Origin of the sequence: Streptomyces sp. cg36, assembly GCF_041080675.1 — a bacterium.
GTDB lineage: Bacteria > Actinomycetota > Actinomycetes > Streptomycetales > Streptomycetaceae > Streptomyces.
Genome location: NZ_CP163520.1, coordinates 3,636,746 through 3,653,596 on the forward strand (window position 1 = coordinate 3,636,746; position 16,851 = coordinate 3,653,596).

The window sequence follows — 16,851 nt, forward strand, 5'->3', positions numbered from 1 at the left end:
CACTGCTCCTTGCCGCCTCGCGGGTGGCCCTCTAGCCTCGATCTGATGGATCGTCAGATTCGAGTCGGTTGAACCGGCAGGCAGTAGGGGGTAGACGACGTGGTCAACGACGACATCGGCACCAGTGACGTGCCCAGGGTCATCAGCGTGGACGACCACGTGATCGAGCCCGCGCACCTCTTCGAGACCTGGCTTCCGGCGAAGTACCGCGACAAGGGCCCGAAGCCGTTCACCGCCGGCATCGGGGACCTGGAGTACATCGGCGGGAAGTACCGGTTCACCACCGACCCCGCGGGCCAGATCACCGACTGGTGGGAGTACGAGGGCCTGCTCTTCCCGTACAAGCGAATCATCGCCGCCGTCGGGTTCTCCCGGGACGAGATGACGCTCGACGGCATCACGCGGGAGGAGATGCGGCGGGGGTGCTGGGATCCGAAGGCGCGGCTGGCGGACATGGACCTCAACCATGTCGAGGCGAGCCTGTGTTTCCCCACCTTTCCCCGGTTCTGCGGGCAGACCTTCGCCGAGGCGCGGGACAAGGAGGTGGCGCTGGCCTGTGTGCGGGCCTACAACGACTGGATGGTGGAGGAGTGGTGCGGCGACAGCGGCGGGCGCCTGATCCCGCTCTGCCTCATCCCGCTGTGGGACATCGACCTCGCCGTCGCCGAGATCCGCCGCAACGCCGCACGCGGAGTACGGGCGGTCACCTTCTCCGAGATCCCGACGTACCTGGGACTGCCCTCGATCCACTCCGGCTACTGGGATCCCTTCTTCGCAGCCTGTGAAGAGACCGGGACGGTGGTGAACATGCACATCGGGAGCAGTTCGCAGATGCCGGCCGCGAGCCCGGACGCGCCGCCGGCGGTGCAGGCGTCGCTCAGTTTCAACAACGCGATGGCGTCGATGATGGACTTCCTCTTCAGCGGGGTCCTGGTGAAGTTCCCGCGCCTGAAACTGGCGTACTCCGAGGGGCAGATGGGGTGGATCCCATACGCGCTTGAGCGTGCCGACGACGTGTGGGAGGAGCACCGGGCCTGGGGCGGGGTCAAGGACCTGGTCCCCGAGCCGCCCTCCACCTACTACTACCGCCAGATCTTCTGCTGCTTCTTCCGCGACAAGCACGGCATCGCCTCGATCGAGACGGTCGGAGTCGACAACGCCACCTTCGAGACCGACTATCCGCACGTCGACTCGACATGGCCGCACACGAAGGCGGTGGCCGAAGACCACGTCGCCGGGCTGCCGGAGGACGTGGCGTACAAGCTTCTCCGCGGGAACGCCATCCGCATGTTGGATCTCCCGTTCGATCGCGAGCGGAGGGTCGGTTCGCCCGCCTGATCTTCGGGTACCGCCGGAGTCGGACGCTGGGAGCCCACACGCTCCCGGCGTTACGGTTCAGGTGAGACCGGCGGAGAGGCGGACGCATGAGCAATCCCGTGTCAGAGGCTCTGGTGACCGTGGCACGCGACTACGTGCGCCACGCCCCCACAGCGCTCGGCAAAGCTCCGCTCGCGGCGCGCCACCTCAACCCGTACCTCCGGGACCACCCCCGGCAACGCGTGGTCCGCACCCGCTTCGGCGCCAGCTTCGCCGTCGACACGACGGACCTGATCCAGCGGTACTTGTACATGTACGGCGTCTGGGAGCCGCACATGACGACGTGGCTACAGCGTCGGCTACGCCCCGGGGACACCTTCATAGATGTCGGCTCCAACATCGGCTACTACGGCGTGCTGGCCTCGCGCCTTGTCGGTGAGACGGGTCGCGTGGTGGCCATTGAGGCGTCGCCCGCCTTTCATCGCCGAGTGCTCCAGCACGCCAGGCTCAACGGCTGCGACAACATCCGTGCGATCAACTCCGCGGTCTCCGACCGTACTCAGATGCTCAAGTTCATCCTGGCCAGCTCGCGGAACATGGGCGCGACCAGCACCGTGCCGTACGAGGGTCCGGCGGAGTCCACATTCGAGATCGAGGCGCATCCCCTGCCGGAGATCCTTGCTCCGCAGGAGATCGCGAACGCTCGCGTGATCAAGATCGATGTCGAGGGTGCGGAGGGCTCCGTCGTCCGTGGCCTCGCCCCGATGCTCGACAAGCTGCGGCCCGACGCGGAGATCACCGTCGAAGTGACCCCGCAACGCATGCAGCAGCTCGGCGACGACGCCGCCGAGCTGCTAGCCACCATGCAGGCGCATGGCTTCCACACGTATCGCCTGGCCAACGACTACGCACCGGAGTCCTACCCGGCCGCGCTCAGCCGCCCCGCCTCGGTGCCGGTTCGCTGGCGCGGGCCGATCGACTCGGAGAGTGATCTCGTCTTCTCCCGCGTCGACGCCGAGAGCCTCCCCTGATCAGGACAACGGCCATGGTTGGTCGGCGAGAGCTCTCATCCGCACGCCTCCGCGGGCAGCTCCGGCCCGTCGTCCTCTGCCCCTCGGGCACTCGTCGTCGCAGGCCGAGCCAGCCGTCCGCCGCGGCTGACAGCCACCCGAAGCGTGTCATGCAAGCACTGGGTGAGCTGCGTCCCGAGGCTTATGAGGTCGTCTCTGTGGACCTCCGGGTCGGCCAGAGCCCTCTCCGCCAGCGGGAGCATCGTCTCCGCCATGTCGAGGAGCATCTGCTCCGCTTCGTCAGCGAGCCGAGAGAGATGGCCCTTGTTGTCGTCCGTGCGGAGGTAGCACGGGTTCCCGTCCGGCCTGGTCCACGGAAGCAGCCGGAGACCGGCGTTCCTGTCCTCCCCCAGACTGATGCCGAGATCGTCCCTCATCGAGCAGCCCCTATCCGGTCAACCATTGTGTGAGCGAAGACCGCACCTGCGCGGTCGCTGGGAAGTGACAGGAGCGCAAGCTCTACGACACGGCCTTCGGCGTCCGTCGAGACTCGTTCCACTGCCAGCACCGAGGTCCGCGGATCAAGGCGCAGCCTCTGCTTCTCCTCCTGGTTCGGAGGCCGGGCGACGACCCGCGAGACAACGGAGACGACGACCACACCGGCCTTGGCGAGCAACTGCCGAACGTCGTCGCCCCAAGGTGACCTGGTCACCTTGGGCACGCGGAGTTGGGCCACTGACCAGGGCACATAGATGCGGGCCATGCTGTGCGGAGCGTCCTCCTCCATGTGGAGGTACAGGCACTGGGTCAGACGGCTGCCTTTCGGCGTACGGAGGAGCGAGGCCACCTCTCCCGATGCCTGGATCTCGGCCACCCGAACACGGATCCACAACTCCACGCTGAGCGGTTCGGACGGCTCCGTCGCCCCCTCACCGCTCATGTAGTCCAGCCGCCGACAGGCCCGTCTCACGAAGTTCCCGTCGCCGTGGCGCTTGTCCACCAGCCCTTCGAGCTGGAGCACGTCCAAGGCGTTGCGAATCGTGGGTGTGCTCGTCTTGTACTGCCTGGCCAGCGCGGCCTCCGAAGGAAGGCGCGCCCCCGCCGCCAGCTGACCGACCTCAATGCGGCCCCGCAGATCATCGGCGATCTCCCGATACCGGAAAGCCATCGGGGCCGTCACCTCCTGGCGGTCGGTCGTGTGGCCAACAGCCGAGTGGTGGAGCTCATCGTGAGCGTCTCCCCCGTGCGGAAACGCAGTCGCCGTGCGCGGCCGGAGAGGTCGATCAGATCCGTGATTTCAAAGTGCCGGCCGCCGATCTCGATCACGTCGCCCCGCATGACCGTGGTGGATGTGACCACGATGGCCGGCCGAAGTGGCTTGGACCCCATCATCAAGAGGCCCTCCTGACGCGCTGCCCCTCGGCCGACGGCTTGTGGCAGGTGCAACGGCACTTCTCGTACAAGACGGGGACGCCCTGCGTCGACGCCACCCGGTGCGCCTCGGTGCACTCGGCATGGGTGCCGATCCGGCATGACGCCGAGAGATAGGGAACGGCCTGCTTCGCACTCATCACTCGGCCTCCGCTGCGGCGAACGGCTCACACACGAGTACGTAAGGCCGCAGGCTGGGCTCGCCATCCATCCAGATCACCTCTTCGCGCACCACGGACCTGGTGAGCGGAGACGGCTCCCCCTGGCCCAGGCGCAACGAGTTGGCGTCCGCGCAGTGCGCCGGTTCCGGTCGTCGACGGCGTTCCCGGGCCGGAACGACCCGTGCGACGGCGCGGCGGATACGGTTGAACACGTTGATCAGCTCCCTATGGCTGATGTGGCTGATGTTCTTGTCGCTGGGCGGCGGCGACCGCCGCGGGCTCGTCTCGGCGGAAGCAGGCCCATACCGTGCGGCCCTTCTCACGGCTGTCGACGAACCCGAACCAGTCCCCCGCCTCCAGTGCGGCCAAGAGCTCACGCCAGGACTCCTTGGGCAGCGAGTCCGGCACTCCCGCTTCGATGGATAAGTGGTCGGCGAGCTCTTCCACATGGGGTGTCAGTCCAGCGGCGGCGAGCCGGTCGGCGGTCTCGGCGGCACGTTCTTCCGAAGAGGGCACAAGGCGTCCTCCGTCGATGGAATGACGGTGAGTGAAGCTAGTTAACTAGCTTAGAGCTAGTGGACTAGATTTTCCATATGCGTGAGCAGCCGCCGTACCTCCGCGTCGCCGAAATCCTCCGACAGCGCATCGCGGACCAGGAGTGGACACCGGGAGACAGGCTGCCTTCGCGCGGCCAGCTCGCACAGGAGTGCCACGTGGGAGAGAACGTCATCCGGCGCGCGCAGGAGCTCTTGATCTCCCAGGGCGTCCTGGAAGGGCGTGCCGGATCAGGGACTTACGTGGCCGAACCGCGCAGCCGGGTGCGCATGGTCCGCTCGCAGTACCGCGAGCAGCGAGGGGGCTCGCCCTTCGACGCGGACATGTCCGCGCTGGGCAAGCGAGGCGCCTGGGAGAGCCGGAGCGACGCGAAGGTTCCAGCACCGGCGGAGATCGCCGAACGCCTCGGCATCGCCGAAGGTGCGCTGTGCGTACGGACGACCTACGAGTTCCTGGCCGACGCCAAGCCCGTACAGCTGTCGACCAGTTGGGAGCCGTACGAGCTGACGTCCGGCACGCTGGTAGTACTGCCCGAGGGTGGTCCGCACGCGGGCAAGGGCGTCGTCGACCGCATGGCGGAGATCGGCATCACGGTCCGCCACTCGGTGGAGCAACCGGAGCCACGCCTCGCGAGCGCCGAGGAGGCCCAGCTCCTGGGCGTACAGAAGGGCGCGCTCGTCACCCACATCCGGCGCACGTACTACAGCGACGACAACCGGCCCGTAGAGACGGCGGACATCATCGTGCCCGCCGCCCTCTGCGAGATCGTCTACGAGGTGCCGGTCAATCCGTAACGCGGATCAGTCCGCCGCCGGGAAGTGCCACTGGAAGTACGACAGGGCCGTGGCCCTGGCTTCCACCACCGCCATGCGCGCATCGCGTTCGGTGGTGTCCGTGTGGGCCGCCTGGCTGGTCGCCTGGCCTTCCCACTTGCGGTAGATGAGCCCGACCTCGCGCGTGAAGTACCCGCGGCTGACGGCGTCCAGGGCAAGCAGCAGCCCCGTGTCCTCCGAGGCCGGAAGCGCCATCCACCCGCCGAGCGCGACGAGAAGGTCACGGCGCATGAAGAGGGTCGCCGGGTGCACCTGCGCGCGGTACCCGTGCTCCCGCCAGTGGCGCAGCACCTCGCCACGCTCGATCGGCCCGCCCTCGGGATCCTGGTCGAAGCCGAGGGTCGAACCGTCCGGGAGAAGGTCGAGGACCCGGGACGTCGTCCAGCCAATGCCGCGGTCGGATTCGAGTACGGCCAGGTCGCGGGCGAGTGCGCCCGGGGCAAGCTGGTCGTCGGCGTCGAGAATCTTGACGTAGTCGCCGTCCGCGTCCGCCAGCGCCATCGTGCGAGCCACCCCGGGGCCGCCGGCGCGTCCCTGCCGGAAGGTCACCCGCGGATCGTCGGGGACGTGCGGGGCGACTTCCTCGCTGTGCCCGTCCTCGCGGATGACCCAGTGCCATTCCCAGCCGTCCGGGAGCTCCTGGTCGCAGAGCGACTTGTACGCCTCGGACAGGAACTTGGCGGACGGCGGGTGCACAGCGGTCACGACGATGATGCGCCGGGCCACGGCGTCACCACCTTTCCAGTGGAGTATTGAAGATCATTTCCGTGCGATCGCCGGGCACCGTGACGTACGAGACCTCCACAGGCCGGTCGTTGATGTCGTACGAGGTCTTCCGAAGCAGCACGACAGCCGTCCCCGGCGGGAGCTCAAGCTCCTCCGCCTCTTCCGGCGACGGCGGGCGCGCGGTGACACGCTCCTCTATGCGCCCCAGCTCGATACCGATGGTGAAGAGCTGGTTCATGGTGCCGCCGGGCCACGGCTCCTTGGTCTCGTCCAGTAAAGCCGGGTTGCCGGCGACGAGTTCGTGGATGAGGTACGAGGTCACGAGGTTGAACGGGGCGGTTTCGGCGCTGTACCGGGTCCGGTAGGTGCGCTGAAGGAGAAGCGTTCCCTCCGGCACCCCCAGCGCCTCGGCCAACTCGGCGTCCGCCTTCGCCTCGCGGTAGGAGGCATGGAAGACGAGGTCGTTGACCGTGAGACCCGTGTCGTGTTCCGTGGCACCGGTCTCCAACCGCTTCGTCTCGGGCTCCCGAGCGCGGTCCTTCTCCCACTGGTGCCGGGCGTTGTCACGCACCACCGGCGTGCGCGGACGGCGGACGAAGTTCCCGCGTCCGTGCTGCTTCTCGATCAGCCCCTCGTCCCGCAGAAGACGCAGGGCCTCCCGGATCGTCGGCACGCTCCGCCCGAACTGGTCGGAAAGCTTTGCCTCCGTGGGCAGTTGGTCCCCCGGAGCCAGCTGACCCGCCCGGATGGACTCCCTGAGCTCATCGGCGATCCGCTCGTAGACCTTTGCCACCTTGCTCACCGTTCCCGTCGTACGACCTCGATCAGCATACGAGTCATCAAGAGGTCTTGACGAGTGGAGTCCCGTCCGCCACACTCCTGAGAACTCATAAAGAGGACTTGAGGACAAGACCTCTTTATGAATCACCGTCCGGAGGGCCCGGTGAACGGGCGCAAAGGAAACGGCCGCTCCTTCAGAACTCCACAGAGTGCCTGGACGAACGAGTGATTTTGATCTGTGGCGCTGCCGCCGAAGGGGGCCGCGCCAGAGGTCATGGCCACTCGTCTCTCCTGATGAGTGGTCCTCCGCGAGTGCTCAGCTGGCTGGCCCCGGCCCGCCTCGAACCCTGCCTTTACTGCCAACAAGGGGGACCCCATGCTGATCGCCATCGGCGACGTCGTGCGCCATCGCCAGGACCGGACACTCGGCACCGTTGCCGGGGTCAGCGACGAAGGCGACGGCAACTTGGTAGCGGTGAAGCTCTCCGGTGGAGCGCTTCGCTTCGTACGGCCCTACGACCTGTTCGTCGTCGCGCACGCCAAGCGGCACCCCACGGCCGGTCAGAGCGCGGCGGCGATGATCACGCTGGCCGTCGCGTTACTCGTCGCCTTTATCGGGTGCCGGTCGGCCCAAGTCCTGGGAGCCGACTGGGTGCTGATGTTCCTCTCCGGACTCGGCGGCTACTCGGCCGTGATGTCCGCCTACCACTGGTGGTACCGCCTCACCGGACCCCGACGCTTCCGCGTCTGAGGTTCACGGATTTTCCCGTCCCCAGATCCACCTCGGCCAGGGCGGTGGTCGACGGGTCAAGGAAGCCCACTGCTCTGGCTCTCCCATCCCAATCAGGAACAGGAGAGCCCACATGGGTAGCTACGCCCGGAACCAGCAGGACTTACCGCCAATTGAGTTCGAGGCGCCTCCGCCGGAGTGCTTTCGAACGCTCTTCCTCGGCGAGGCCGGCGAGACCACGGAGGAGCGCAACGCCCGCGTGGCTGTCGCCCGCGAGGTCCTGACGGAGCTGTTGGAGCAGAGCCTGACGGACCCTGTCGCCCGCGAGGACGCGATGTACGCGGTCGCCCTGGGCAACGCCGCGCAGCTGAGGAGCACCGTCTGCGCCGCTCAGGAAGCCGACCGGAGGGGGCAGGCAGCGTGAGCACGATCAGCGTGGCGCCCGCCGTGCCGTCACCGCTCAGCAGGGCCGAGAAGTTCCTCCTTGGCTTGCTGATCCCGGCAGGCGGGGGCGTGGGTGGCCTCGGTCTGGCCGCCTCCTTCAGTTCGGTCTCCGCAGCCGCGAGCCGCTGGGGGTTCAAGGACCCGTGGATGTTGCCCATCGGTATCGACCTGGCCATCCCGGTCTTCACCGTGGCGAACCTGTTGCTGATCAGAGTCGGCATGCCGCTGGCCTGGGTCCGCTGGGTTCCCTGGGGGCTGACTTTGGTGACCTGCTGGCTCAACATCGCGGCAGGAGAGTCGGCCTCGGCACGTGTGGCCCACGGGTCGATGCCTCTGCTGTGGGTCGTCCTCGGAGAAGTCGTCGCCCACGTCTACGCGGTCCGAGTCGGCGTCGCCACCGGAACCCGCATGGAGCGCGTCCGCCGGTCCCGGTGGCTGTTCGCACCCTGCTCCACTCTCCTTCTTTGGCGCCGGATGGTGCTCTGGGAGATCACCGATTACCGCGAGGCGCTGGCACTGGAGAAGGACCGTCAGTTGGTGCGCGCCGAACTGCGGACGGTGTACGGGCGCTTCTGGCGCAGAACGGCGCCACGGCGGGATCTGGTCCTCCTGAAGCTGGGAGAGCTGCCGCCCGAAGCCTCCGGCCCGCCTCCCTCCGAGGAGCCGCCGCAGCATCCACCTCGGCGCAGACACCGGGCTGGGCGGCCCAGCCCGCGAATGACCTGGGACGAAGCACTGATCAAGGCCCAGGAGCTGACGTCGAGTTGGCCCTACGAGCGGTTGGACGCCGATCCCATCCGGAGGGCCGTCGGGTGCAGCCAGTCACGCTCCCGCGAGCTGCGCGATGCGCTCCGGTCTGAACGAACAGCGCAGAGGCCGGCTCCTCTGGAGACGGCTGCACCCCCGCCCGAGACGTCGCTCTGACCCCGCATTCCTCCGGGGCCCGGCCGCTGCTTTGGCGGGTAGGGCCGGGCCCCGGTGTCCCTCCAAACCCGGAAGGAGACGCCAGTGAAGCACGAAGACGATGACGACCACGAGAAGGCGCTCTTCGAGCGCCTGGAACTGGAGTTGAAGCCCGACTCCGGACAGATGGCAGCCGATTCCGATCGGGCATCGTCGGTCACTGACCGCCCGACCCAGCCGCCCGACTCGACCTCGTCAGAGTCGGCCGACCCCGACACGACTGTCGTCGTCGACCGACCCGGCGGCCCCACCGGTCCGACCCTGATGGATCGGGTCCTCGGATCGAAGCGTCGCCCGGTGATCCCCGTGTGGGCCCAGTCCTGGACCGAGTTCCAGACGGCCGGCAAAGGGGTGGCCGCGTTCGGCTGGCACGTCGCCGCGTATCACGCGGTGCGCACGCCCTGGTACGCCTTCCGCCTCACCCTCCAAGCACCTCGCGGCGCCTTACGGTTCGTCGGAGGCGCGGCTCGTTGGGTGGTGGACCTCGAAGGCGAGCCCTTCCGGCAGGCGGCAGCGAGCCGGGAGGACATCGACGACTATCTGAAGCTCTCCCGGCAGCGTGACCGCCGGGTGCGTTGGCGGACCGTCGTCGCCGCGTGCGCCGCAGTGGTCGGTCCGACGACCGCCCTGGCCTTGTACGTACTGGCTCCGGCCTGGCTCCTGGGACTGGCGGGCTCGGTGATCACCCTCGCGCTCGGGAGGCTGGGACAGCCCGCCGACGCACCGGTCATCCACAGAGCTGTGGAGATCCCGAAGGCAACCAAGCTCACCAGCGACATCGTGCTCAGGGCTCTGGGCTCGCTCGGCATCCCGGCGATCAATCAGGCGCAGTCGAAGGGCGGAGAGGGCTTCACCTTCACTGGCCCCATCACCCGCGACGGCCCCGGGTGGCTCGCCACGGGTGACCTTCCGTACGGCGTGACCGTGACCGACGTGATCGACCGGCGCGAGAGGCTGGCCTCCGGTCTTCGCCGACCACTCGGCACCGTGTGGCCGGAGGCCGTGCCGGACGAACACACGGGCCGGCTGAAGCTGTGGGTCGGCGACCAGGACATGTCCCAGACGAAGCAGCCTGACTGGCCGCTCGCGAAATCGGGGACGGTCGACCTGTTCCAGCCCGTTCCCTGGGGAACCGACCAGCGCGGGCGCTGGGTCGCCGTCACCCTGATGTACCTCGCGGGCGTCATCGGCGCCATTCCGAGGATGGGGAAGACGTTCCTCCTGCGCGAACTGCTGCTCATCGCCGCACTTGATCCGCGTGCGGAGGTGCACAGCTACGACTTGAAGGGGACGGGCGACCTGGACCCGGTGGGGGACGCCGTCAGCTACCGGCACCGCGCCGGCGACGACGAAGAGGACATCCGCTACGCCCTCACCTCCATGCGCGAGCTCCAAGGCGAGCTGCGGCGACGTACGAAGGTCATCCGCAGCCTGCCGCGCGACATCTGCCCGGAGTCGAAGGTCACCACCGAGCTGGCGTCGAAGCGCTCCCTCGGACTGCACCCGATCGTCGTCGGAGTCGACGAGTGCCAGAAGTGGTTCGAGCATCCCAAGTACGGCAAGGAGCTTGAGGAGATCTGCACCGACCTGGTGAAGCGCGGCCCGGCCACCGGGATCGTGCTGCTCCTGGCGACGCAGCGGCCGGACGACGCCAGCCTTCCCAAAGGCATCTCCGCGAACGCCTCCGCTCGCTGGTGCCTCAAGGTCATGAGCCACATCGAGAACGACCTCGTCCTCGGCACAGGCGCGTACAAGCGCGGCGTACGGGCCACGATGTTCGCTTGGGACGACAAGGGGATCTGCTACTTCCTCGGTGAGGGAGCGGACGCTCGCATCGTCCGCTCGATCAAGATCGACGGCGTACAGGCGGAGCTCATCGCAGGACATGCCCGGAAGATGCGCGAACGCGCCGGCACCCTCGCCGGGTACGCCCTCGGTCAGGAGCCGGAGGCGTCGGCATCCGCCGCGTACGACCTCTTGGCGGATCTCCTCATCGCGATGCCGGAGGGCAAGTCGAAGGTCTGGAACGAGGACATCGTTGCCCGCCTGGCGGAGCTCCGGCCGGACGCGTACGGCGAGTGGACGGCGGAGCAGTTGGCCCCGGCGCTCAAGCCGCACGGCATCCGGCCGATTCAGGTGTGGGGCACGGCCGAGGACGGCAAGGGCGCCAACCGCCGTGGCATCCGGCGCGCCGACGTCGTCAAAGCGGTCGCAGAACGTGAGGGAAGATCCGAAGCGGCCTAGCCAACTCGCCGCTAGGTCTAGCGGATGCCCCCGCTAGACCTAGCACCTCCGCTAGCGGCATACAGCGGCTCTGAGCTGCCGACTAGCCCCTAGCAGCCGATCCCCGCGTCCCGTGATTCCCACCCTGGAAGGGGTTCCCATGGCTTCCCGCGTCGACGCTATAGCCGCCTTAACGCTCCTCACGCTCTGCTACATCGCCCTTTGCTCGCTCAGCCCGTTCGGGAACTGCCGCGGGTGCAGGGGGTTCGGCTTCAAGGTGAAGCAGAACCGTCGGGGTCGGATCCGGCGCGGCCGGGAGTGCCGCCGCTGCCGGGGCTACGGCAAGCGGATCCGCGTCGGGCGTCGTCTCTACAACACCTTCGCCCGCTTCCACCACGAAGGCACCCGCTGACCCCGAGGAGTCGCGTCATGCAGTTCTCGATCTCGGCCCTCGCGCTGTTCGGGGTCCTTCTGCTCCTGCTGCTGCGCTTCAAGGCACTCGGCGCCGGCGCGGCCATCGTCGCCCTGCTCTTCGGCTTCTACCTCGCGAGGAGCGACGGGGCGAGTTCCGTCGACCAGATCATGACCGCGTTCAAGGACGCCGTCGCAGGCTTCATCAACTGACCTAGATCCACGATCTACAACGAGGGAGACAACCCATGTCTGAGCTGCATTCGGCCAAGCCTGAGCGCCCCACCTTGATGGCGGTCGGCGACCTGCGGGACGCCCTCGCCGCCTTGGAGCGAGGAAAGGTTTCCGTCGCGGTCGCCGCCCTGATGGCCATCGACGCGGACTCGTGGCAGGCGATGGAGCACCGCGTCGCCGCCGTGGGCGGGGACCTCCGCGGCCTGCTCCTCGCGGCTGCCGACGGGAACACCAGCTTGCTGAAGGTGAGGTAGCGGCGCCGCCCCGCCGCGCTCGCCCGCAGAACAGCCTCGGGACGTCGCCATCCGCGCCGCGAGTCCCGCCGAGGAGAACGGAGGGCTCCGATGCCCGACACCACCTACGCGTGGTTCATCAGCCTGTCGGACAGCGTGTTCGCCCTCGGTGCCGCGGCCCGCGAACATCGTGCGGCCAGCGAGGCGGCGCGCTTCGCCGCCTGGAGCGTCGAGCCGAACCGGCTGTTACCCGCCGACGGCACATTGCGCGTCAACGAGACGCGTCTGCTCCAGCCGCACGACACCGCGATCACGCTGCTCAGCGAGCTGTTCGGAGGGCTGCGTCACCACACCAGGCACCTCCACGAGAACGCGTGCCTCGCCTATGCCTACGGCGCCGCCGAGAGCGTTCGTCTCGTGTCCCTGGGCGAACGCCCCCGGCACATCGAGCTGCGCCGCCACGACGGGCTCTACGTCCTGCCGCCCACGAGCCTGCTGCCCGATCTCAACAGGGCAATGATCAGGTGGCCGGGCCGCGATCACCTGTCGCGACTCCGCGCAGAGGTCATGCGGCGCGAGTTCACCGCTTCCGTGGCCACCGACGATTCATCGAACAACTACCTGACGGATCACGAAGCCTCCGAGGTGTTCCCCGCCTCCGAGTTCACCGCCAGCCTGGCGGACAGCGCGTACGCATACGGCGAGGTCGCGGAGAGCGCCCTGAACTACCTCCTCCTCGCCGCACGAGCGAACCACTTCCCCGAGGAGGATGCCCGATGATCAACGACCCCAGCGGCCCCGAAGCCGCGTACGCGAACGCTCCCGAAATCGCGGCCGAGATCGGGTGGATCGCGAAGCACACCAACACTCCGCCGGCCGACGCGTTGGCCGAGCGCGAGTTCCGCCTCCGGAAGGCCGCGTCCCTGGACCGCATCGCGCTCCAGGAAGAGGCCACCCGCCCGTCCGGCCTCGCCGCCGAGGCGATCGCGACTGCGGTCCAGGCGGCGGAAGACTTCGCCACGTACGACGCGGAGCACGGGCCGCTCACGTTCAGAGGAGCGGAGCTGGCCACCGCCGACGACTTCCGTGCGTACGTCCGCGAGGAGTACCGCAGCTGGCGTCACGCCCAGGTCGCCTGAGCTTTGCCCGGGGCAGCGGTCGACGGGTCAACGCAGCCCACTGCCCCGGCCTCCCATCCCAAAGAAACAGGAGGTGCACCAAGCATGCCCCAGCCCACCTCTCCCCCGCTGCCCCGGGCCGGAATCGACCGCCCATCAGTCAGTGCGGCCGAACTCGGCCGCGTACAAACGGGGTTACCGCGATGAACCCCAAGACGCGAACCGTGGAGCCGCTCCTCTATACGCCCGAGGAAGCGGCTGACGTCCTCCGCTACGGCCGCTCGACGGTGTACGAACTCATGGCTGCCGGAGTTCTGAAGTACGTGAAGCGGGGCCGCTCCCGCCGTATCCGTCGCAGCGACCTTGAGGCGTATGTGAACAGCCTCGAAGCGCTGCCCCGTTGAACCCCGGCCCACCGCAGGCGGCCCTGGGGGTTCCGGGGCCGCCTTTTGCTTGGAGGAGAACATGAGCCCCCGCAAGGCGAACATGGAATCGTCCATCTACTTCGGCAGCGACGGTTGGTGGCACGGCCGCGTCACGATGGGTGTGAAGGACGACGGCCGGCCAGATCGGCGACACCGCAGGGCCAGGACCGAAACGGCCGTCAAGCGCAAGGTCAAGGAGTTGGAGAAGCTCCGGGACGAGGGACGCGCACCCAAGGCCGGCCGCAAGCCGACCGTCGCGCAATGGATGAACACGTACCTCACCGACATCGCGAGCCTGAAGCTCAAGCCGCGTTCGCTGGACGACTATTGGTCCAAGACCCGCAACGACATCGTGCCGGGCGTCGGGGGCCATCGCATCGACAAGTTGGCGCCGGAGCACCTGGAGAAGATGTACCGCGCGATGCTGGACGCCGGACACGCGCCGTCGCACGTACTCAAGGTCCACCGCATCCTGTCGCGCGCTCTGAAGATCGCCCACCGCCGTCGCATGATCAGCGAGAACGTCGCCACACTCGTGGATCCCCCTACGGTCGACGAGACCGAGGCCAACCCCTTCACGACCGAAGAGGCCAAGGCGTTCTTGGAGGCAGCGGCCAAGCGGCCCACCTTCATGCGCTGGTGTGTCGGCGTCGGGATGGGATTCCGGCAAGGGGAGGCGCTTGGTCTGCGGTGGCCGTACGTCGACCTCGATCAGGAGCTCTTCCACCCGCGGTGGCAGCTTCAACGACTGACATGGCGGCATGGGTGCAAGGACCCACACGCGTGCGGAGCTCGGCTTCACAGATTCGAGCCGTGCCCGAAAGACTGCCCCACACACAAGAGCTACAAGCGCGGCTGCCCCAAGCCGTGTCCGAAGTCGTGCAAGCGGCACGCGAGTACATGTCCGGAGCGCAAGGGCGGCGGGCTCGTCTTCACTCGGCCGAAGACAAAGAAGAGCCGGGATCCCGTGCCGATCCCGCCGCCTTTCATCCCGTACCTGTACGAACACAAAGCACAGCAGGACGAGATGCGAGCCGCTGCCGGAGACGCGTGGGAGGAGCACGAGGCGGTATTCACCCGGCCGGACGGGCGCCCCATTGACCCCCGATCCGACTGGGACGAATTCAAGGAGCTGCTTGCGGAGGCCGGGATCAGTGATCGACGCCTCTACGACGGCAGTCGGCACACCGCGGGCACCATCCTCAACGAGCTCGGCGTCGACATGCCCACGATCATGGAGATCCTCCGACACACCCAGATCAGCCAGACCCGGCGGTACGTGAAGGGAAGGTCCACCCTCTCGAAGGACGCCATGCGGCGGATGGGAGATGCCTTCTGGCCGCAGAGCCAGGGCGAGCGCCAGCCGGAGACGGCAACTGAGACCAGGAATGAGACCACGGACAGCCGAGCAGCCCGTGCCCGGCGCCGCCGACGCGTTCAGTAACCAGAAAAGCCCAGCTCAGACAGTGTCTGGGCTGGGCTTCCTCTGAGCCGCCTTCGGGATTCGAACCCGAGACCTACGCATTACGAGTGCGTTGCTCTGGCCAACTGAGCTAAGGCGGCGCGCCGTGCGCACCATGGTGCGATCAGCAACGCCGCCAAGTCTACACAGTTTCGGGAGTGCTCCCGACCACCCCCGTTGCGGGGCGACCTCGCAGCTCAGGTGCACTTCTTGCCGGCGGGCGGGACCGTGCCCTCCAGGAGGTACGTGTTGATCGCCGTGTCGATGCAGTCGCTGCCGCGGCCGTACGCCGTGTGGCCGTCGCCCTCGTAGGTCAGGAGTCGGCCGGAGGACAGCTGGGAGGCGAGGGAGCGCGCCCACTTGTAGGGGGTGGCCGGGTCGCGGGTGGTGCCGACCACCACGATCGGGGCCGCGCCCTTCGCCTCGATGCGGTGGGCCGAGCCGGTGGCCTTCAGCGGCCAGTACGTGCAGTTCAGGGCCGCCCAGGCGAAGCCCTCGCCGAAGACCGGGGACGCCTTCTCGAAGGAGGGCACGGCGGCGGCTACCGCGTCGGGGCCGGTGAAGGCGGGCGGCAGGTCCAGGCAGTTCACGGCCGCGTTGGCGTACATCAGATTGGCGTAGCCGCCCTTCGCGTCCCGCTCGTAGTACGAGTCGGCGAGGGCGAGCAGGCCCGCGCCGTCGCCCTGCATCGCGCGCGTGAGGCCGGTGCGCAGCTCGGGCCAGGTCGTCTCGTCGTACATCGCCGCGATCACCCCGGTCGTGGCGAGCGCCTCGCCGAGCTTGCGGGACTCGCCCGTCTCGACCGGCTTGGCGTCGAGGTCGGCGAAGAACTTCTTCAGGCGCTTCGACGCGTCCGCCGGGGACTCCGTGCCCAGCGGGCAGTCCTTGTTGTTCTTCACGCAGTCCGCCGCGAACGCCTGGAACGCCGTCTCGAAGCCCGCCGTCTGGTCCCGGTTCATCTCCAGGGCGGGCAGGGACGGGTCCATCGCGCCGTCCAGGACCAGCCGCCCGGTGCGGTCCGGGAACAGTTCGGCGTAGGTCGCGCCCAGGAACGTGCCGTACGACGCCCCCACGTAGTACAGCTTCTCGTCACCCAGCAGGGCGCGCAGGATGTCCATGTCGCGGGCCGCCTCGATCGTCGAGACGTGCGGCAGCACCTTGCCGGACCGCTTCTCGCAGCCCGCCGCGAACTTCTTGAAGGACGTGGCGAGCGCTGCCTTCTCGGCGGCGTCGTCCGGCGTCTGGTCGACCTGCGTGTACGCGTCCATCTCCGGGCCCGACAGGCACTCGACCGGCTCGCTGCGGGCCACCCCGCGCGGGTCGACCGCCACCATGTCGTAGCGGGCCCGCACCGGGGCCGGGTAGCCGAGGCCCGCGTACTGCTGGAGGTATCCGACGGCCGACCCGCCCGGGCCGCCCGGATTCACCAGGAGGGAGCCGATCCGCTTGCCCGGTCCGGTCGCCTTCTTGCGGGCCACCGCCAGCTTGATCGGGCCGGCGCCGGGGTCGGCGTAGTCGAGCGGCGCCTTCATCGTGGCGCACTCGAACCCGGACGCTCCGCACTCCCGCCAGCTGAGCTTCTGCTGGTAGTAGGGGCGCAGGGCGTCCGAGGTCGGCGCGCCCGCGACCGAGGTGGTGGACGCGTTCGCCCGGGTGGACGAGGTGCCGGACGAGCATCCGGAGGCGAACAGCCCGGCGGTCACGACGGCGATGGCGGAGGAACGGATCAGGCGCCTGGTGTCCATCCCCGGAGCGTAACCGGGTAGTGACCGCATGTGCCCTGTTGGCGGCCGGA

At 68.2% G+C, this 16,851-nt stretch carries 22 protein-coding genes and 1 tRNA gene; 14 read left to right on the forward strand and 9 right to left on the reverse strand.

All coding sequences use genetic code 11. From position 1 onward, the window contains the following. Positions 1-99: 99 nt before the first annotated feature. Together AB5J87_RS16125 and AB5J87_RS16130 are read left to right on the forward strand one after the other, a co-directional pair. Positions 100-1,338, forward strand: a complete 1,239-nt coding sequence (locus AB5J87_RS16125; protein WP_369377382.1) for an amidohydrolase family protein — start codon at positions 100-102, stop codon at positions 1,336-1,338. Between the two features lie 86 nt (positions 1,339-1,424). Next, complete coding sequence (locus AB5J87_RS16130; protein WP_369377383.1) at positions 1,425-2,348, forward strand: FkbM family methyltransferase; 924 nt, start codon at positions 1,425-1,427, stop codon at positions 2,346-2,348. Between the two features lie 35 nt (positions 2,349-2,383). On the opposite strand, the gene AB5J87_RS16135 is transcribed toward AB5J87_RS16130, so the two are convergent. The 5 genes from AB5J87_RS16135 to AB5J87_RS16155 all read right to left on the reverse strand — a co-directional run bounded on the left by AB5J87_RS16135 (position 2,384) and on the right by AB5J87_RS16155 (position 4,435). After that, positions 2,384-2,764: a hypothetical protein gene (locus AB5J87_RS16135; protein ID WP_369377384.1), complete on the reverse strand. Its 381-nt coding sequence runs from the start codon at positions 2,762-2,764 to the stop codon at positions 2,384-2,386. Continuing rightward, positions 2,761-3,495, reverse strand: a complete 735-nt coding sequence (locus AB5J87_RS16140; RefSeq protein WP_369377386.1) for a GntR family transcriptional regulator — start codon at positions 3,493-3,495, stop codon at positions 2,761-2,763. Before AB5J87_RS16140 ends, AB5J87_RS16135 begins: the two co-directional genes overlap by 4 nt. Before the next feature lie 8 nt (positions 3,496-3,503). Further along, positions 3,504-3,719: a hypothetical protein gene (locus tag AB5J87_RS16145; RefSeq protein ID WP_369377387.1), complete on the reverse strand. Its 216-nt coding sequence runs from the start codon at positions 3,717-3,719 to the stop codon at positions 3,504-3,506. Between the two features lie 178 nt (positions 3,720-3,897). Next, complete coding sequence (locus AB5J87_RS16150) at positions 3,898-4,131, reverse strand: hypothetical protein (RefSeq protein ID WP_369377388.1); 234 nt, start codon at positions 4,129-4,131, stop codon at positions 3,898-3,900. A gap of 13 nt (positions 4,132-4,144) precedes the next feature. Further along, a complete protein-coding gene (locus tag AB5J87_RS16155) occupies positions 4,145-4,435 on the reverse strand; it encodes a hypothetical protein (RefSeq protein ID WP_369377390.1) in 291 nt (96 codons plus the stop codon). A 77-nt stretch (positions 4,436-4,512) separates the two neighbouring features. Between AB5J87_RS16155 and AB5J87_RS16160 the strand changes: the two genes are divergently transcribed. Next, positions 4,513-5,268, forward strand: coding sequence for a GntR family transcriptional regulator (locus AB5J87_RS16160; protein WP_369377391.1), 756 nt, complete (start codon positions 4,513-4,515; stop codon positions 5,266-5,268). Positions 5,269-5,274: 6 nt separating this feature from the next. On the opposite strand, the gene AB5J87_RS16165 is transcribed toward AB5J87_RS16160, so the two are convergent. Both AB5J87_RS16165 and AB5J87_RS16170 read right to left on the reverse strand, forming a co-directional pair. Next, entirely contained in the window at positions 5,275-6,033 is a 759-nt protein-coding gene (locus AB5J87_RS16165; protein WP_369377392.1) for a glycosyltransferase family 2 protein, read from the reverse strand. Positions 6,034-6,037: 4 nt separating this feature from the next. Further along, a complete protein-coding gene (locus tag AB5J87_RS16170; protein WP_369383548.1) occupies positions 6,038-6,826 on the reverse strand; it encodes a GntR family transcriptional regulator in 789 nt (262 codons plus the stop codon). Positions 6,827-7,189: 363 nt separating this feature from the next. Between AB5J87_RS16170 and AB5J87_RS16175 the strand changes: the two genes are divergently transcribed. The 11 genes from AB5J87_RS16175 to AB5J87_RS16225 all read left to right on the forward strand — a co-directional run bounded on the left by AB5J87_RS16175 (position 7,190) and on the right by AB5J87_RS16225 (position 15,038). Beyond that, positions 7,190-7,564 (forward strand): hypothetical protein, encoded by a 375-nt coding sequence (locus AB5J87_RS16175; RefSeq protein WP_369377394.1) that lies wholly within the window; start codon positions 7,190-7,192, stop codon positions 7,562-7,564. Positions 7,565-7,676: 112 nt separating this feature from the next. Continuing rightward, on the forward strand, positions 7,677-7,967 hold the full coding sequence (locus AB5J87_RS16180; RefSeq protein ID WP_369377395.1) for a hypothetical protein: 291 nt from the start codon (positions 7,677-7,679) through the stop codon (positions 7,965-7,967). Next, positions 7,964-8,911, forward strand: a complete 948-nt coding sequence (locus tag AB5J87_RS16185; protein ID WP_369377396.1) for a DUF2637 domain-containing protein — start codon at positions 7,964-7,966, stop codon at positions 8,909-8,911. The genes AB5J87_RS16180 and AB5J87_RS16185 overlap by 4 nt, the downstream gene beginning before the upstream one ends. A gap of 84 nt (positions 8,912-8,995) precedes the next feature. Next, complete coding sequence (locus AB5J87_RS16190; protein ID WP_369377397.1) at positions 8,996-11,194, forward strand: cell division protein FtsK; 2,199 nt, start codon at positions 8,996-8,998, stop codon at positions 11,192-11,194. A gap of 256 nt (positions 11,195-11,450) precedes the next feature. Continuing rightward, positions 11,451-11,585 carry a hypothetical protein gene (locus AB5J87_RS16195; protein ID WP_369377398.1) on the forward strand — a complete coding sequence of 45 codons (135 nt, stop codon included), beginning with the start codon at positions 11,451-11,453 and terminating at the stop codon, positions 11,583-11,585. 17 nt (positions 11,586-11,602) lie between these two features. Next, positions 11,603-11,797 (forward strand): hypothetical protein, encoded by a 195-nt coding sequence (locus tag AB5J87_RS16200; protein WP_369377399.1) that lies wholly within the window; start codon positions 11,603-11,605, stop codon positions 11,795-11,797. Positions 11,798-11,832: 35 nt separating this feature from the next. Then, on the forward strand, positions 11,833-12,072 hold the full coding sequence (locus tag AB5J87_RS16205) for a hypothetical protein (RefSeq protein WP_369377400.1): 240 nt from the start codon (positions 11,833-11,835) through the stop codon (positions 12,070-12,072). A gap of 90 nt (positions 12,073-12,162) precedes the next feature. Then, entirely contained in the window at positions 12,163-12,831 is a 669-nt protein-coding gene (locus AB5J87_RS16210) for a hypothetical protein (RefSeq protein WP_369377402.1), read from the forward strand. Beyond that, entirely contained in the window at positions 12,828-13,190 is a 363-nt protein-coding gene (locus tag AB5J87_RS16215; protein ID WP_369377404.1) for a hypothetical protein, read from the forward strand. The genes AB5J87_RS16210 and AB5J87_RS16215 overlap by 4 nt, the downstream gene beginning before the upstream one ends. 182 nt (positions 13,191-13,372) lie before the next feature. Further along, positions 13,373-13,573: a helix-turn-helix domain-containing protein gene (locus tag AB5J87_RS16220; protein WP_369377405.1), complete on the forward strand. Its 201-nt coding sequence runs from the start codon at positions 13,373-13,375 to the stop codon at positions 13,571-13,573. Positions 13,574-13,634: 61 nt separating this feature from the next. Continuing rightward, complete coding sequence (locus AB5J87_RS16225; protein ID WP_369377406.1) at positions 13,635-15,038, forward strand: tyrosine-type recombinase/integrase; 1,404 nt, start codon at positions 13,635-13,637, stop codon at positions 15,036-15,038. A gap of 45 nt (positions 15,039-15,083) precedes the next feature. On the opposite strand, the gene AB5J87_RS16230 is transcribed toward AB5J87_RS16225, so the two are convergent. After that, positions 15,084-15,157 (reverse strand) — tRNA-Thr (locus tag AB5J87_RS16230). Between the two features lie 96 nt (positions 15,158-15,253). After that, positions 15,254-16,801 carry an alpha/beta hydrolase gene (locus tag AB5J87_RS16235; RefSeq protein WP_369377407.1) on the reverse strand — a complete coding sequence of 516 codons (1,548 nt, stop codon included), beginning with the start codon at positions 16,799-16,801 and terminating at the stop codon, positions 15,254-15,256. Positions 16,802-16,851: the final 50 nt, after the last annotated feature.

Bases quoted from the DNA above. Each gene is read 5' to 3' on its own strand.
- AB5J87_RS16130 (WP_369377383.1), top strand. From the start codon at position 1,425: ATGAGCAATCCCGTGTCAGAGGCTCTGGTGACCGTGGCACGCGACTAC.
- AB5J87_RS16135 (WP_369377384.1), bottom strand. From the start codon at position 2,764: ATGAGGGACGATCTCGGCATCAGTCTGGGGGAGGACAGGAACGCCGGT.
- AB5J87_RS16140 (WP_369377386.1), bottom strand. From the start codon at position 3,495: ATGGCTTTCCGGTATCGGGAGATCGCCGATGATCTGCGGGGCCGCATT.
- AB5J87_RS16145 (WP_369377387.1), bottom strand. From the start codon at position 3,719: ATGATGGGGTCCAAGCCACTTCGGCCGGCCATCGTGGTCACATCCACC.
- AB5J87_RS16160 (WP_369377391.1), top strand. From the start codon at position 4,513: ATGCGTGAGCAGCCGCCGTACCTCCGCGTCGCCGAAATCCTCCGACAG.
- AB5J87_RS16175 (WP_369377394.1), top strand. From the start codon at position 7,190: ATGCTGATCGCCATCGGCGACGTCGTGCGCCATCGCCAGGACCGGACA.
- AB5J87_RS16180 (WP_369377395.1), top strand. From the start codon at position 7,677: ATGGGTAGCTACGCCCGGAACCAGCAGGACTTACCGCCAATTGAGTTC.
- AB5J87_RS16200 (WP_369377399.1), top strand. From the start codon at position 11,603: ATGCAGTTCTCGATCTCGGCCCTCGCGCTGTTCGGGGTCCTTCTGCTC.
- AB5J87_RS16205 (WP_369377400.1), top strand. From the start codon at position 11,833: ATGTCTGAGCTGCATTCGGCCAAGCCTGAGCGCCCCACCTTGATGGCG.
- AB5J87_RS16210 (WP_369377402.1), top strand. From the start codon at position 12,163: ATGCCCGACACCACCTACGCGTGGTTCATCAGCCTGTCGGACAGCGTG.
- AB5J87_RS16215 (WP_369377404.1), top strand. From the start codon at position 12,828: ATGATCAACGACCCCAGCGGCCCCGAAGCCGCGTACGCGAACGCTCCC.
- AB5J87_RS16220 (WP_369377405.1), top strand. From the start codon at position 13,373: ATGAACCCCAAGACGCGAACCGTGGAGCCGCTCCTCTATACGCCCGAG.
- AB5J87_RS16225 (WP_369377406.1), top strand. From the start codon at position 13,635: ATGAGCCCCCGCAAGGCGAACATGGAATCGTCCATCTACTTCGGCAGC.
- AB5J87_RS16235 (WP_369377407.1), bottom strand. From the start codon at position 16,801: ATGGACACCAGGCGCCTGATCCGTTCCTCCGCCATCGCCGTCGTGACC.